The organism is Streptomyces sp. NPDC031445 (assembly GCF_055581365.1).
In genome coordinates this window covers 6,620-20,990 of the sequence record NZ_JBVIJO010000008.1, presented here as the reverse complement: position 1 = coordinate 20,990, position 14,371 = coordinate 6,620, and the positions used below count along the sequence as shown (strand labels likewise).

14 protein-coding genes are annotated in these 14,371 nt (G+C 72.9%); 9 read left to right on the top strand and 5 right to left on the bottom strand.

Features of this window, described 5'->3' with window-relative positions; translation table 11 throughout:
* Positions 1-150 precede the first annotated feature (150 nt).
* Positions 151-501: a hypothetical protein gene (locus ACZ5DC_RS21430; protein WP_468654934.1), complete on the top strand. Its 351-nt coding sequence runs from the start codon at positions 151-153 to the stop codon at positions 499-501.
* Here ACZ5DC_RS21430 and ACZ5DC_RS21425 read toward each other — a convergent pair.
* Positions 479-1,171 carry a FadR/GntR family transcriptional regulator gene (locus ACZ5DC_RS21425; protein ID WP_468654932.1) on the bottom strand — a complete coding sequence of 231 codons (693 nt, stop codon included), beginning with the start codon at positions 1,169-1,171 and terminating at the stop codon, positions 479-481. The two genes, ACZ5DC_RS21430 and ACZ5DC_RS21425, sit on opposite strands and share 23 nt — an antisense overlap.
* 132 nt (positions 1,172-1,303) lie before the next feature.
* Between ACZ5DC_RS21425 and ACZ5DC_RS21420 the strand changes: the two genes are divergently transcribed.
* The 4 genes from ACZ5DC_RS21420 to ACZ5DC_RS21405 all read left to right on the top strand — a co-directional run bounded on the left by ACZ5DC_RS21420 (position 1,304) and on the right by ACZ5DC_RS21405 (position 3,826).
* Complete coding sequence (locus ACZ5DC_RS21420) at positions 1,304-2,572, top strand: CynX/NimT family MFS transporter (protein ID WP_468655522.1); 1,269 nt, start codon at positions 1,304-1,306, stop codon at positions 2,570-2,572.
* Between the two features lie 55 nt (positions 2,573-2,627).
* Entirely contained in the window at positions 2,628-2,747 is a 120-nt protein-coding gene (locus ACZ5DC_RS21415) for an SGM_5486 family transporter-associated protein (protein WP_468654930.1), read from the top strand.
* Between the two features lie 275 nt (positions 2,748-3,022).
* Positions 3,023-3,229: a hypothetical protein gene (locus ACZ5DC_RS21410; protein ID WP_468654928.1), complete on the top strand. Its 207-nt coding sequence runs from the start codon at positions 3,023-3,025 to the stop codon at positions 3,227-3,229.
* A gap of 78 nt (positions 3,230-3,307) precedes the next feature.
* Entirely contained in the window at positions 3,308-3,826 is a 519-nt protein-coding gene (locus ACZ5DC_RS21405; protein ID WP_366753761.1) for a SixA phosphatase family protein, read from the top strand.
* Between the two features lie 143 nt (positions 3,827-3,969).
* Here the strand turns inward: ACZ5DC_RS21405 and serB are convergent, their stop codons facing one another.
* The gene (gene serB / locus ACZ5DC_RS21400) at positions 3,970-5,196 is read right to left on the bottom strand and encodes a phosphoserine phosphatase SerB (protein WP_468654926.1); all 1,227 of its coding nucleotides are present in this window, start codon (positions 5,194-5,196) and stop codon (positions 3,970-3,972) included.
* A 599-nt stretch (positions 5,197-5,795) separates the two neighbouring features.
* Between serB and ACZ5DC_RS21395 the strand changes: the two genes are divergently transcribed.
* A complete protein-coding gene (locus ACZ5DC_RS21395; protein ID WP_468654924.1) occupies positions 5,796-8,393 on the top strand; it encodes an ABC transporter ATP-binding protein/permease in 2,598 nt (865 codons plus the stop codon).
* A 105-nt stretch (positions 8,394-8,498) separates the two neighbouring features.
* On the opposite strand, the gene ACZ5DC_RS21390 is transcribed toward ACZ5DC_RS21395, so the two are convergent.
* The 3 genes from ACZ5DC_RS21390 to ACZ5DC_RS21380 form a co-directional block, all read right to left on the bottom strand.
* Positions 8,499-9,248, bottom strand: coding sequence for a transglycosylase SLT domain-containing protein (locus ACZ5DC_RS21390; RefSeq protein WP_468654922.1), 750 nt, complete (start codon positions 9,246-9,248; stop codon positions 8,499-8,501).
* A 301-nt stretch (positions 9,249-9,549) separates the two neighbouring features.
* The gene (locus ACZ5DC_RS21385) at positions 9,550-10,716 is read right to left on the bottom strand and encodes an S-adenosylmethionine:tRNA ribosyltransferase-isomerase (RefSeq protein WP_468654920.1); all 1,167 of its coding nucleotides are present in this window, start codon (positions 10,714-10,716) and stop codon (positions 9,550-9,552) included.
* The gene (locus ACZ5DC_RS21380) at positions 10,713-11,408 is read right to left on the bottom strand and encodes an SDR family NAD(P)-dependent oxidoreductase (protein WP_468654918.1); all 696 of its coding nucleotides are present in this window, start codon (positions 11,406-11,408) and stop codon (positions 10,713-10,715) included. Before ACZ5DC_RS21380 ends, ACZ5DC_RS21385 begins: the two co-directional genes overlap by 4 nt.
* A gap of 285 nt (positions 11,409-11,693) precedes the next feature.
* Here ACZ5DC_RS21380 and ACZ5DC_RS21375 point away from each other — a divergent pair, with 285 nt between their 5' ends.
* The 3 genes from ACZ5DC_RS21375 to ACZ5DC_RS21365 all read left to right on the top strand — a co-directional run bounded on the left by ACZ5DC_RS21375 (position 11,694) and on the right by ACZ5DC_RS21365 (position 13,889).
* Positions 11,694-12,839 (top strand): GAF domain-containing sensor histidine kinase, encoded by a 1,146-nt coding sequence (locus ACZ5DC_RS21375; RefSeq protein ID WP_468654916.1) that lies wholly within the window; start codon positions 11,694-11,696, stop codon positions 12,837-12,839.
* On the top strand, positions 12,832-13,473 hold the full coding sequence (locus tag ACZ5DC_RS21370) for a response regulator transcription factor (RefSeq protein ID WP_366753768.1): 642 nt from the start codon (positions 12,832-12,834) through the stop codon (positions 13,471-13,473). The genes ACZ5DC_RS21375 and ACZ5DC_RS21370 overlap by 8 nt, the downstream gene beginning before the upstream one ends.
* Positions 13,474-13,643: 170 nt before the next feature.
* The gene (locus tag ACZ5DC_RS21365) at positions 13,644-13,889 is read left to right on the top strand and encodes a chaplin (protein WP_468655520.1); all 246 of its coding nucleotides are present in this window, start codon (positions 13,644-13,646) and stop codon (positions 13,887-13,889) included.
* The last annotated feature ends 482 nt before the right edge of the window (positions 13,890-14,371 follow it).

Here is a 14,371-nt window from a genome sequence, read left to right as displayed (position 1 = left end):
CCCGCCGCCCGCGGGTAACGGGGCGTCGCCCGTTCGGCGGGGCCGTCACCCGTTCGGCTCTCCGGCCGGGCCGCCGCCGCGCGGACGGCGCACCCTGGATTACGCCTTCCCTCGCTCGTCCCCGCGCCGCCCGGCCGAGGAGGTTCCCTTGTGCGCCTGTCCCGCAGCCTGGCCCCGGTGACCGTGGCCCTCGCCCTCGTCCTGTCCCTGCCGTACGACGCGCTGCCGCACGCGCGCGTGAGCGACGGCGAGCCGCCCGCGCCGAACCGGTTCGGCGCCTCGTGCCGCACGGCCGTCCGGGGCTCCCACGTGGTGACGTACTGCCACAACCCCTACGTCGACACCGACCGTGTGCGGCTGCACATCGAGTGCGGCCGCTGGTGGGACATCGACACCGACAGCGCCCCGGTGGACGCGGGGCCCGCGATGACCGTACGGCTGACCGGCCGGTGCTGGAAGGAAGTGCGCTCGGTGTGGATCAGTCACCAGAAGGTGCGGTGAACCGCCCCGGGTTGCACAGGAACGGGTAGCTCGCGGCCTCCTTCGCCGCCGCCTCCGTGTCCCCGGCGCGGATCGCGTCCACCAGGCGCGTGTGGTCCATGTACGTCTCCGGTGTCAGCCCCGCCCCGACGTCCGCGCGCAGCCAGTCCCGCATCACCTCGCCCAGGTCGGCGTACATCGCGGTCATCACGTCGTTGTGGGACGCGGCCACCACCGCCAGGTGGAAGGTGGCGTCGGCGGTCACGAAGGCCTCCGTGTCACCGCCCTCCCAGACCTCCTCGCGCCGGGCCAGCAGCGTCTCCAGCTGCCGCAGGTCCTTCTCGGTGCGCCGCTCGGCGGCCAGTTTCGCCGCCGCCGACTCCAGCGTGGACCGCAGTTCGGCGATGTGCCGCGGGTCGGCGCCGGCGAACCGGCGGTGCATCACCCCGGCCAGCTCGCTCGTGGCCACGACATACGTGCCCGAGCCCTGGCGGATGTCCAGCAGGCCGTTGTGGGCGAGCGCGCGGACGGCCTCGCGGACCGTGTTGCGGGCGACACCGAGCTGCTCGACCAGTTCCGGCTCCGTCGGGATGCGCGACCCCACCGGCCACTCACCGGATGTGATCTGGTTGCGCAGTTCGGCGATCACCTGTTCGGACAGCGCCGAACGGCGCGGGTGGCTCAAAGGCATGGCACACCTTCGCACGACGGGCCGGGGCACACGGGCCACGGGTACCGCGGGGTTGGACAACCAATCATCCCATCATTCTATGATGAGCCCATGGCGAGTGAGGAAACCCGGACAGTGGAGACCCGTACGGCGATGTCATCGACCGGACGCGGTACGGCCGCGACGCGCACCCAGGAGACGACGCCCGGCGCGGGCGGCACGCGCGCGTGGGCGGTCCGGCTCGTCGTCCTCGGGATCGTGCTCTCCGCACTGAACCTCCGCCCGGCCATCACCAGCCTCGGCGCCCTCCTGGAGGAGGTCCGCGACGGGCTCGGCATGAGCGGCGGCGTGGCCGGACTGCTCACCTCCGTGCCCCCGCTGTGCTTCGCCGTGTTCGGCGTCGCCGCGCCCCGCCTGGCCCGCCGCTTCGGACCGGCCGCCGTGGTGTGCGCCGGTATGGCCGCCATCACCGCCGGCCTGCTCATACGGCCGTACGTGGGCAACACCGCGGGATTCGTGGCCGCCAGCGCGCTCGCCCTCATGGGCATCGCCGTCAGCAACGTCCTGATGCCCGTCATCGTCAAGCGCTGGTTCCCCGACCGGGTCGGCTCCATGACCGGCCTGTACTCGATGGCCCTCGCGCTCGGCACCTCCGCCGCCGCCGCGGTGACCGTCCCGCTGACCGACGCCCTGGGCGGCGGCTGGCAGTCCGGCCTCGTCGTGTGGGCGGCCCTCGCCGCCGCCGCCGTCCTGCCCTGGCTGCCGCTCGTGCGCGACCGGGGCGCCGCCGCAGCCCAGCGGGAGCCGGCGCGCGGGGCGGAACGGCAGCAGGCCCGCCTGCGCATCACCCGCAGCCGCACCGCCTGGGCGCTCGCCGTCTTCTTCGGCCTCCAGGCCACCGCCGCCTACATCACCATGGGCTGGATGCCGCAGATCTTCCGGGACGCCGGGGTGTCCGCCGGCACCGCGGGCGTGCTGCTCGCCGTCACCATGGTGATGGGCGTGCCGTTGGCCTTCGTCATCCCGAGGGTCGCCACCCGGCTGCCCCACCAGGGCCCCATCGTGCTGGTCCTGGGTGTCTGCGGCCTCGCCGGATACGCCGGGCTGTACCTCGCTCCTGCCACCGGCGCCTGGGCCTGGGCCCTGCTGCTCGGCGTCGCCAACTGCGCCTTCCCGCTCGCGCTGACCATGGTCGGCATGCGGGCCCACAGCGGTCCGGGCGTGGCCCAGTTGTCCGCGTTCGCCCAGAGCACCGGCTACCTGATCTCCATCCCCGGCCCGCTGCTGGTCGGCGTGCTCTACCAGCACAGCGGCGGCTGGGGGCTGCCGCTCGCCCTCATGGCGGCCCTCATGGTGCCGCAGATGGTGGTGGGCTTCCTGGCGGGCCGCGACCGGACGGTGGAGGACGAGGCGGCGCGCTGACCCCGCCGGGTGCCCCGGCGCCGTGCCGCGGCGGGCGAGGTGCGAGACTGGGCGCATGCAGCCTGTGCTCGACCCGAATCCGCGAAACGGCCAGAAGAAGATGCTGCTCGTCTTCGGCTCGTTCCTCGCCATCTTCGTGATCATCGCCATCGTGGCGACCCTCGCGTCCCCGTGACGGCGCCCGAGGGGCTGCCGGCCCCGCCTGGGCCGCGACCGGTCTCACCGGTCCGCCCGACCCTCCCGATAGGCCCGGTCCTCCCTGTTCTCACGGCCCTCGCGGTGCTGGACCGCCTGGCGGACGGTGGGGCTGGCCCCACCATCCCCTAGGGGGCAAGGGTCAGGGTCAACTGGGTGGAACTCCGGATGGGTTGGCCGCCCCCGCTTCCGTACCTTCGAGGAGTGGCCGCACGCGGCGGTCACGGACCAGTCCGAGGACTCACGGAGGCGACCATGGCGGCCCGCACCCCCTCCCGGCCCCACCCGGCGACCACGGGTGGTGCCGACATCAGGCTGCCCTGGTGGGCGCTCGCCCTGCCCGCCCTCGCGTTCCTCGTGCTCCTCGCGCTGATACTGAACCCGTCGGACGCCCAGGCGGCGACCGGCGACCCGACGGTGACGCGGCTCCTGGAGCACGCCCAGCAGCTCCTCGCGCGCTGACGGCACACCTCCTCGCGCGGTGAATCCGCATGTCAACTCCCTGAGCCGGGGGCCCTGTTTCATGCGAAGCTGGGACCCATGAGCGTCGCAGAACCCCGCAGGATCGTCCTCTTCCGGCACGCGAAGGCCGACTGGCCCCAGGTCCCCGACCACGAGCGCCCGCTCGCCGAGCGCGGCCGCACGGACGCCGCCGTCGCCGGACGCAAGCTGGCCGACACCGGCATCACCTTCGACCTGGCCCTGTGCTCCACGGCGATCCGCACCCGCGAGACCTGGAAGCTCGCCGTGCACGAGCTGTCGCACCGGCCGAAGACCGTCTACGAGGAGCGGGTCTACGAGGCCTCGCCCGGCGAGCTGATCGCCGTGCTCAACGAGGTCCCGGACGAGGTGCGGAACGTGATCCTGATCGGCCACAACCCCGGCGTGCACGGCCTGGCCGACATCCTGGCCGGCACGGCCGGCGACGACGCCCGGGCGCGGATGGACCGGCGGGGCTTCCCCGCCGCCGCCTTCGCCCTGCTGTCCTTCGAAGGCCCCTGGAAGGGCGTCGAACCCGGCGTGGCCACACTCGTGGACTACTGGGCTCCCTCCGAGTGACCCGGCGCCGGCGCGGCGCTCGGACGGCGAGGCCCGGCACCCCACAGGATGCCGGGGCCCGGCCGCAGCCGGGCGCCGGCCCGGTCCACGGCGAGTCGATACCGGTGCGACCGCTCGGCGAGCCGGTGCGGACGGGGCCTCGCTCAGCCCTCGTCGTCGTTCATGTCGGCGGCCTCGACCTCTTCCCGGGTGATCCCGAGGAGGTAGAGGACCGTGTCGAGGAAGGGGAAGTTCACCGCCGTGTGCGCCGCCTCCTGGACCACCGGCTTGGCGTTGAAGGCGACGCCCAGCCCCGCCGCGTTCAGCATGTCCAGGTCGTTCGCGCCGTCACCGATCGCCACGGTCTGTGACAGGGGCACCCCGGCCTCGGCCGCGAAGCGGCGCAGCAGCCGCGCCTTGCCCGCCCGGTCCACGATCTCGCCGGTGACCCGGCCGGTCAGCTTCCCGTCGACGATCTCCAGCGTGTTGGCCTGCGCGAAGTCCAGCCCCAGCCGCTCCTTGAGGTCATCGGTCACCTGGGTGAAGCCGCCGGAGACGACCCCCACCTGGTAACCGAGCCGCTTCAGGGTGCGGATCAGCGTGCGCGCGCCCGGCGTCAGCCGGACCTCCTCGCGGACCTTCTCCACCACCGAGGCGTCCAGACCCTTCAGCAGGGCCACACGCGCGTGCAGCGACTGCTCGAAGTCCAGCTCCCCGCGCATCGCCGCCGCCGTCACCTCGGCGACCTCGTCCTCACAGCCGGCGTGCGCCGCGAACAGCTCGATGACCTCGTCCTGGATCAGGGTCGAGTCCACGTCCATGACCACCAGCCGCTGGGCGCGCCGGTGCAGGCCCGCCGAGACCACCGCGATGTCGACACCCAGTGCCGCCGCGTCGGAGGCAAGGGCCGTGCGCAGCGGCTCGGTCTCCACGCCGGACACCGCGAACTCGACCGCCGTCACCGGGTACTTCGCGAGGCGGAAGATACGGTCGATGTTGCCGCCGGCCTTCGCGATCCGGGCGGCGATCGCGGCGGTCGACTCGGCGGTGAGCGGGTGGCCGAGGACCGTCACCAGGGAGCGGCCGAGGCCGCGCGGACGGTTGTCGCCGTGCCCCGAGATGATCTCCGCCTGCATCTTCATCGACTCGGCCCAGCTGTGCACGGTGGCCCGCAGGTCGCCCTCCAGGCCGGCCGGCGGCTGCGTCACCAGCACGCACAGCACCAGGCGGCCCCGGGTGACGACCTGCTCGATGTCGACCACGTCGACGAGGTAGGCGCCGAGGGTGTCGAAGAGGCCGGCCGTGATGCCCGGCCGGTCCTTGCCGAAGATCTTGACGAGGAGGGTGGGGACCTCGGGGGTCTGCGAAGCGGAGGTCTGCGAAGCGCTCATGGTGTCACCACCGTATCCGGCACCGAGTGCCTCCCGCCGTCGAGGTCCGCCTGACGGACACGGAACAATGGGTGTCGACCCGGTGTCGAGGACCTTGCCACCGGGAAACGGCGCCGCTGCCGCGCGAGCGGTACGGCCCGGCCCCACCACGAGGGTCCCACGACCGGGGCCGGACGGCAGGGGGAGACGACGGCCGCCGCGGCCACCCGGGCGGCGTCCTGCCGCTGCGCTGATCGGCCGGGCAGGTGCCCCGGCCGGCGGGTCCGGAGATCACCGGACCCGCCGTGCGCGTCCTGTCCGGCACCGGCCGGCCGTTCGCTCGGGCCGGCCACGTCCCGGAGGGCCCCGCGAAGCTCAGGGCAGCCCCGGACCACCACGCCTGCGCCGGCGAGGAGTTCGGCCGGCGCCGCCCCAACTCCGGGCCCCCGCAAGGACGTAGGGAGCGCGAGTACGCGACTCGGGGCGCCCGCCCCCAGCCCCCTTGCGAAGGCCCGGGTTTCGGTCAAGGGGCCGGGCCTGGAATAGTTCCCCACGATGTTCGACATCCCTAGACTCCCCGCGACGGGGGTAACTCGGGGGACAACTCAGTGGGGCATGGAGTGCCGGAACTCGTACTCGAAACACATGGACAGACCTGGATGCTCGATCCGTCCAGGGCATACATCCTCGGACGTGATCCGCGGGGGGACATCGTCTTCGACGACGCCAGGGTCTCCTGGCGGCACGCCACGGTCAGCTTCAACGGCCGCAGCTGGGTCATCGAGGACCACGGCAGCACCAACGGCACGTACGCGCAGGGCCGGCGGATCCAGCACATGGAGATCGGCCCCGGCTCGTCGCTGCACCTCGGCAACGCGACCGACGGACCGCGGCTGAACCTGTCGGCGGCCACGGCACCGGTCGGCGGCCCGGCCCAGCAGCCGCAGGCAGCGGCGCCGTACCCGGCCCAGGATGCCGTCGCACCCGACTGGCAGCAGGCGCCCGCGCACCAGCAGCCCGCCCCGCAGCAGGCCGTACCCCACCAGGCGCCCGCGTACCAGGCGCCCGAGCAGCACCAGGCCCCCCAGGCCGGCTGGCAGCAGCCGCCCGCGTTCCCGCAGCAGCAGGCCGGCCCCGCCGAGCAGTACGCACAGAAGACGCCCGGCGGTGACGCGGGGGCGCCGCCGGTCTACGGCGACCGCAGCCCGACCACGTTCCACCAGTTCGCCCTCGACCGCGTGATGCGCATCGGCCGTGCCCTGGAGAACGACCTGGTCGTCTCCGACCTCCAGGTCTCCCGCAACCACGCCGAGTTCCACGCCACGCCCGACGGCCGCTTCGAGATCCGCGACCTCGGCTCGCACAACGGCACGTACGTCAACGGCCAGCCGATCGCCAAGGGCGGCTCGGCGCTGCTCGGCCCGACCGACATCGTCGGCGTCGGCCACTCCACGTTCCGGATCGTCGGCGACCGCCTCGAGGAGTTCGTCGACACCGGTGAGGTCTCCTTCTCGGCCCGTCACCTGACCGTCACGGTCGACGGCGGCAAGCAGATCCTCAAGGACGTCTCGTTCGGCGTCCCCGAGAAGTCGCTGGTCGCGGTGATCGGCCCGTCCGGTTCCGGCAAGTCGACCCTGCTCAAGGCGCTCACCGGCTACCGGCCCGCCAACCAGGGCGAGGTGCTGTACGACAACCGGAACCTGTACAAGCAGTTCGCCGAGCTGCGCCAGCGCATCGGTCTGGTCCCGCAGGACGACATCCTGCACAAGGAGCTGACCGTCAAGAAGGCCCTGAAGTACGCGGCCAAGCTGCGCTTCCCCGCCGACACCACGGCGCAGGAGCGCGACGCGCGCATCGACGAGGTGCTGCGCGAGCTGAAGCTCGACATCCACAAGGACAAGAAGGTCACCTCGCTCTCCGGCGGCCAGCGCAAGCGCGTGTCGGTGGCCCTGGAGCTGCTGACCAAGCCGTCGCTGATCTTCCTGGACGAGCCGACCTCCGGCCTCGACCCGGGCATGGACCGCGACGTCATGCAGCTGCTGCGCGGCCTCGCCGACGACGGCCGTACCGTGCTCGTCGTCACCCACTCGGTGGCCGAGCTGGCGCTGTGCGACAAGCTGCTGGTGATGGCGCCGGGCGGCGCGGTCGCCTACTTCGGCCCGCCGGGGGAGGCGCTGAACTTCTTCGGCTACGACAGCTGGGCCGACGTCTTCTCCGCCTTCGAGAACTACCGCGACTACGACTGGGCGGGCCGCTGGAAGGGCTCGCAGCACTACCAGATGTACGCGGCGGACGTCGACTCGGTCGCCCCGCAGGCGGTCCAGATGCCGCCGATGCAGGCGATCAGGCCGCCCAAGCCGCAGAGCTGGCTGTCCCAGTTCGTCACTCTGGTGCGGCGCTATGTGTCGGTGATCGCCTCCGACCGCGGCTTCCTGGCCCTGATGGTGCTCCTGCCGGCCGTCATCGGCTCGGTCAGCCTGCTGATCCACCCGGACCACGGTCTGCTGCCCAACAACCCCCACCCGCAGACCGGCCAGATCGCGCCCAACGGCACCGCCACCACCGTGCTGCTGATCCTGGCCGTGGGCGCCTGCTTCGCCGGAGCCGCCAACTCCGTCCGCGAGCTGATCAAGGAACGGGTGATCTACGAGCGGGAGCGTGCCACCGGCCTGTCCCGGTCGGCGTACCTGATGTCGAAGGTGTTCGTGCTCGGCGTGATCACCGGGTTCCAGGGGCTGCTGGTCGGTGTCATCGGCTTCGGCCGGCGCGAGATCCCGGACCGGGGCCTGATCCTCGGGCACGCCACACTGCTGGAGCTGTGCCTGCCGATCATGGGGCTCGGCTTCGCCGCGATGATGTTCGGCCTGATCATCTCCTCGCTGGTGAAGACGGCCGAGAAGACCATGCCGCTGCTGGTCATGTTCGCGATCATCCAGGTCGTCTTCACCGGCTGCCTGTTCGCCCTGCACGGCACGGTCGGTGTGAACGAGTTCTCGTACCTGATGCCGTCCCGCTGGGCGGTCGCCGCGGCCGGCGCCACGCTGGACTTCAACCGGATCAGCCCGCCGGAGACCGCAGGCGACAACGACCCGCTGTGGAACCACACGGTCGGCGCTTGGAGCATGGACATGATCGCGCTGATCGCGCTCGGCGCGCTCTGCGGCTTCTTCGTGGCCCGCTTCCTGCGCCGCCACGAGCCGGAGGTCATGCGCAAGTAACCGCCCGCCTCCGCGGTACCCGCTCCCGCGACGCCGAAGGGCGGCATCCCCGTGCTGGGGGTGCCGCCCTTCGGCCGTACGTCGCTGAGGTCCCGCGCCAGGGCCTCAGTACGCGCTGTTGACGTTGTCGATCGAGCCGTACCGGTGGGCCGCGTAGTTGGCTGCGGCGGTGATGTTGGCGACCGGGTCGTAGATGTTCCAGGAGGTGCCCGCGACGTGGTACGCCTGGAAGGTGGGCGGGATCACCTGGAGCAGACCCTTGGACGGGATGCCGTTGACGGCGTTGATGTCCCAGTTGTTGATGGCGTAGGGGTTGCCGGAGGACTCCCGCATGATGTTGCGGTGCAGGCCGTTGTAGCTGCCCGGGATGCGCTTGGACTTCATGATGTCCAGGGACTGGCGGATCCAGCCGTCCAGGTTGTTGGTGTACGTCTTCGCGGCGACCGGCTGCAGCTGCAGGCGCTGGGTGGAGCGACCGGCGGCGGCCGTCACGACGTGCTGCTGGGCGGCCTTGTCGGCGACGGCGGCGACGGCGGCCTTCTTCGCGGCGGCGTCGGCGGCCTGCTTGGCGGTGGCGGCGTCGGCGGCCTTCTTCTGCGCCGCGAGGGTGTCGAGCTTGATGTTCCTGGCGGCGAGCTGGTCCGTGACCGTGCCCTTGACGTTCTGCAGGACGGTGCCGGTGGCGGCGACCTGCGCGGTCGTGGCGGGGGCACCGGTGGTGACCGTGCCGGTGTTGCCGGGAGCGGCAGAGAAGGCGAGGGCGGCGGTGCCGAGTGCGGCGACGCCGGCGACGGCGATCTTGCGGTGCTTGGTCAGCTGACGACTGTAGGCACGGTTGAGGATGTTCTTGGGCATGGCTGATGGACCTCTTCGATAGCGCGGAGGTCGCTCCTGCGTCCGCCGGGGGAATCGGCTCCTCCCACACGAACGCCACGGGGCGGAAAGCCCGCGGCGCTGAGCGACGGAAGCAATTCTTAGCGGGCGCAAAATGCCCAGGCAAAGGCGTGACGTACGATGCCCGATAGTGGATCAGGGAGGGGCAAAACGGGACAGACGGGGCCGTCTGTCCCGTTCATACGGGGGGGTTTTATCTCCTATGCCCTGTCGTACGTGATGTGGGCCCTATGCGCGGGCTCACATCGAGCGCCATGCCATCTCACGGCTTGTTGCCCTCGCAATGCTCTCGGTGAGGGCTCTCCTCCGGCAGGATGAGGTGGACATCGCCGAACTCGTGCCACAGGTAGAGCGCGCGCAACGCCTCCTCGTAGGCCCGGTCCACCGCCGCCCGCCCGGCGACGGCCTCCAGCATCAGCAGATGGGAGGCCTCCGGCTCGTGCAGACCGGTCAGCAACCCGTCCACCACCCGTATTCCCCGCTCGGGCGTCACCACCAGATCCGTCCACCCCTCGGCCGCCCGCACCACGCCGTCCGGCCCCACCGCCGACTCCACGGCCCGCACCGCCGTCGTCCCCACCGCGATCACCCGGCCGCCCGCCCCGCCGGCACCGCCCTTGCGGGGAAGCGCTGCGAACCCTTCCCGACCCGCCCGGACCTGGTTGATCAGCCGCGCCGACGCCTCCGGCACCGAGAACCGCTCCGGATACGGCGGCTCGTGCGCCTGTGCCGACGAGACCCCTGTGTGCAGCGTCACCGGCGCGAACCACACCCCCCGGCTCACCAGCTCCGCCACCAGCCGCGCGGTGAAGGGCCGCGCCGCACTCGGCATCTCGGCACTGCCCGACCCGTCCGGCGACGGCAGCGCGAACACCGTCTGGTAGGCGGACAGCGGCTGGTCCCGCTCCGTGTAGGAGTAGCGGATGGGCCGCCCGTGACCGCCGAGCACCTCCCGCACGTCCGCCCCGGCGACCCGCGCCCACCACAGCCGCTCACCCCGCGGGCTCAGCGGCTCCTCCAGCAGCAGCCGCCCCCCGCCCGGCAGCGACACCTCTTCCCCCGCGGGCGAGCCCGCACGCGCGCGCGTGGTACCGCGCCCGTCCGGTTCCCGCAGCTCCACCGCCCACCGCCCGTCGTCCCCGCGCGTGGAGAAGTGCACCACCACGCGCGCGTGCCCGATCCGCCCGTCGACCGCGGCGGCCAGCGTCGGGGAGGTGTTGACCACCAGCACATCCCCGGCCCGCAGCAGCCCCGGCAGCTCGCGGAACGCGTGGTGCGCCACCTCCGTCCCGCGCGACACCAGCAGCCGTACGGCGTCCCGCCCCAGCCCCGGCCCCCGCTGCTCGGCGGGCACGCGCGCGGACAGCTCCGCGGGGACCTTCCCCCACCTGCGTGGCCCGAGCGGGAAGACCCCCGTGGACACGGTCACCGTGCCTCCAGCAGAGACGGCGCCGCGTACCGGCCGCTCGCCGGCCGCTCGTCCAGCAGCCGCAGGAACGCCGGTACGACGTCGGCGGGCGCCGGACGCGGCGCGTCGTCGTCCGGTACGGCCGCCGTGTACAGGTCCGTCGCCATGTCCCCGGGATCCACCGCCCACACCCGCAGGCCCGGCTCCTCCACCCCGAGCACCGCGGCGAGCTGGTCCAGGGCCGCCTTGGAGGCGCCGTAGCCGCCCCACGTCCCGTACGCCTCCGCCGCCGCGTCCGAGGAGACCGCGATCACCGTGCCCGCCGGCGACGCCTGCAACAGCGGCAGCGCCTCCTGGACCAGCCCGAGCGCCGCCACCACGTGCACCTCCAGCGCCCGCCGCAGCCCATCCGGCGGCAGCTCCGCCAGCCGCACCAGCGGCTCGGCGCCCAGCGCGCTCGCGTTGCTCACCAGCAGGTCCACCCCGCCCAGCCGCCACGCGGCGGCCACCAGCTCCGCCCGGTGCCCGCCGTCCGTGACGTCCCCGGGCAGTGCCACCACCCGCGAACCGTGCCCCGCGACCGCCTCCGCGGCCTCCTTCAGGGCGTCGGCTCCCCGGGCGTCGAGCACCAGGTCCCACCCGCGTGCGCCCAGCGCCTCGGCGAGCGCCCGCCCCAGGCCCTTCGAGGCCCCCGTGATGATCGCTACCGGCATGACTACCGTCCCCTCGTCGCTCACCGCCTCCCTCAGGCGGTGACCTCAACCTAGGAACGGCACTGCCCGGACCGCCTCGGGCGCGGGCCGCAGAGCGCCGGGGCCCTTCGGCGTACGTCCGCCGCCCCCGTACCGGCGGCCTAAGCCCGCCGCCCTGCTGCCGGCGGCCCACACCCCCGACTCCGGTACCGGCGGCCTACGCCACCGGGCCTAGGCCCAGCGGACCGGGGCCCGCCGTCACCGGTCCGATCCCCGCTGTCCGACCCCGCCGGTACCGTGAGGAACATGAGTCAAGGCCCCCGGTCCGGCCTCGCCGCGGTGAGTTCCGCGCTGCTGGCCATGAGCAGGCACCTGGAGATGCGCGACGTCCTCAAGACGATCGTCGCCTCCGCCCGCGAGCTGCTCGACGCGCAGTACGCCGCACTCGGCGTCCCCGACGACCACGGCGGCTTCGCCCAGTTCGTCGTGGACGGCGTCAGCGACGAGCAATGGCGTGCCATCGGCCCGCTCCCGCGCCAGCACGGCATCCTCGCCGCGATGCTGCACGAGGCGAAGGCCCAGCGCCTCGCCGACGTGCGCAAGGACCCCCGCTTCGAGGGCTGGCCGGCCGCCCACCCCGACCTCGCCGACTTCCTGGGCCTGCCCATCCGCGACGGCGACGAGGTCATCGGCGCCCTGTTCCTCGCGAACAAGAACTGCCCCAAACCCGAGGGGAGCTGCGGCTTCACCCAGGAGGACGAGGAACTGCTCTCCATCCTCGCCCAGCACGCCGCCATCGCCCTCACCAACGCCCGCCTCTACGAGCGCAGCCGCGAACTGACCATCGCCGAGGAACGCTCCCGCCTCGCCCACGAACTGCACGACGCGGTCAGCCAGAAGCTGTTCTCCCTGCGCCTGACCGCCCAGGCGGCGGCCGCCCTCGTCGACCGCGACCCCGTCCGCGCCAAGGGCGAACTGCACCAGGTGGCCACCCTCGCCGCCGAGGCCGCCGACGAACTGCGCGCCGCCGTGGTGGAGTTGCGGCCCGCCGCGCTGGACGAGGACGGTCTGATCGCCACCCTGCGCACCCAGACGCGGGTCCTCGACCGCGCCCACACCGCGCGCGTGACCTTCACCAGCAACGGCTTCCGTGCCCTGCCCGCAGCCCAGGAGGAGGCCCTGCTCCGGGTCGCCCAGGAGGCCCTGCACAACGCCCTGCGCCACTCCGGCGCCGACCGGGTCGAGGTGACCGTGGACCGGCGCGGCAGCGGAGCCGTCCTGCGCGTCACCGACGACGGCAGCGGCTTCGACCCCACGGCGGTCCGCCGCGCCGGCCGCCACCTCGGCCTCGTCTCGATGCGGGACCGGGCGAGCGGCGTCGGCGGCACGCTGACCGTGGAATCCGCGCCCGGCAAGGGCACCACGATCGAGATGGAGGTCCCCGGTGGGTGAACCGATCAAGGTCCTGCTGGTCGACGACCACCAGGTCGTCCGCCGGGGCCTGCGCACCTTCCTGGAGGTACAGGACGACATCGAGGTCGTCGGCGAGGCCGCCGACGGCGCCGAGGGAGTCGCCCGCGCCGAGGAGCTGCGGCCCGACGTCGTCCTCATGGACGTCAAGATGCCGGGCACGGACGGCATCGACGCGCTGCGCAGACTGCGAGAACTCGACAACCCCGCGCGCGTGCTGATCGTCACCAGCTTCACCGAGCAGCGCACGGTCGTCCCGGCCCTGCGCGCGGGCGCCGCCGGGTACGTCTACAAGGACGTGGACCCCGACGCCCTCGCCGGCGCCATCCGCTCCGTGCACGCCGGGCACATCCTGCTCCAGCCCGAGGTCGCCGGTGCGCTGCTCTCCCAGGACGAGGCAGGCACCGGCCAGGGCAGGGGAGGGTCGCTCACCGAGCGGGAGCGAGAGGTGCTCGGCCTGATCGCGGACGGCCGCTCCAACCGTGAGATAGCCCGCGCGCTCGTCCTGTCCGAGAAGACCGTCAAGACGCACGTCTCCAACATCCTGATGAAACTCGACCTCGCCGACCGCACCCAGGCCGCGCTGTGGGCCGTACGCCACGGCGTGACCGGCTGACACGCCCTGACCAACGCCCGACCCGCGGCAACACGGAGGGTCACGGTCCGGACCGAGATTCATACCGTCGTGGGAATGTCACCCGGATGGCGCACCCTCGCGGTGATCCCCGCCGTTCTCCCGTACGTGCCGCGGAGATCACCGCGGTGGACGACCAGGAGGGGCTGACAGTGAAGAACATGAAGAAGGCGGCGGCCGTGACGATGGTGGCCGGGGGTCTGGTGGCGGCCGGTGCCGGTCTGGCCTCGGCTCACGGCGGCGCCCACGCGGCCGGCGAGGCCGCCGGCTCCCCGGGCGTCGGCTCGGGCAACGTCGCCCAGGTGCCGGTGCACGTCCCGGTGAACGCGGTCGGCGACAGCGTGAACGTCATCGGCGTGCTGAACCCGGCCTTCGGCAACCTCGGCCTCAACCACTGAGACTCCCGCCGACGACGACCGCAGGCTCCCCGGGCGCGCCCGGGGAGCCTGTCAGGTGCTCGCCTCACCGCCGGGCGTCGCCTCCGATCTCACGCCCCAGGTCCCGGTCGGCGTCCTTTCCACCCCGGCTCCGGGCTGCCCCAGGGCCCCCGGGCTCCCGCGTCGGCCCCGTTCCGGCGGCTTACCGCACCCCGCGTTCCCGTTCCTCCACGAAGGAGTTGTACGCCGCGACCTGCGCCCGCCGGGCCGTCCGTTCCACCGGCCGCAGCGCCGCACCGCTGGCGTCGCCTCCGATCTCACGCCGCAGGTCCCGGTCGGCGTCCTTTCCACCCCGGCTCCGGGCTGCCCCAGGGCCCCCGGGCTCCCGCGTCGGCCCCGTTCCCGCGGCTTACCGCACCCCGCGTTCCCGTTCCTCCACGAAGGAGTTGTACGCCGCGACCTGCGCCCGCCGGGCCGTCCGTTCCACCGGCCGCAGCGCCGCA

Coding starts and splice junctions, on each gene's coding strand:
- ACZ5DC_RS21390 (WP_468654922.1), bottom strand. CDS start 9,248: ATGCCCAAGAACATCCTCAACCGTGCCTACAGTCGTCAGCTGACCAAG.
- ACZ5DC_RS21420 (WP_468655522.1), top strand. CDS start 1,304: ATGTCATCGACCGGACGCGGTACGGCCGCGACGCGCACCCAGGAGACG.
- ACZ5DC_RS21375 (WP_468654916.1), top strand. CDS start 11,694: ATGAGTCAAGGCCCCCGGTCCGGCCTCGCCGCGGTGAGTTCCGCGCTG.
- ACZ5DC_RS21410 (WP_468654928.1), top strand. CDS start 3,023: ATGGCGGCCCGCACCCCCTCCCGGCCCCACCCGGCGACCACGGGTGGT.
- ACZ5DC_RS21425 (WP_468654932.1), bottom strand. CDS start 1,171: ATGCCTTTGAGCCACCCGCGCCGTTCGGCGCTGTCCGAACAGGTGATC.
- ACZ5DC_RS21405 (WP_366753761.1), top strand. CDS start 3,308: ATGAGCGTCGCAGAACCCCGCAGGATCGTCCTCTTCCGGCACGCGAAG.
- ACZ5DC_RS21415 (WP_468654930.1), top strand. CDS start 2,628: ATGCAGCCTGTGCTCGACCCGAATCCGCGAAACGGCCAGAAGAAGATG.
- serB (WP_468654926.1), bottom strand. CDS start 5,196: ATGAGCGCTTCGCAGACCTCCGCTTCGCAGACCCCCGAGGTCCCCACC.
- ACZ5DC_RS21380 (WP_468654918.1), bottom strand. CDS start 11,408: ATGCCGGTAGCGATCATCACGGGGGCCTCGAAGGGCCTGGGGCGGGCG.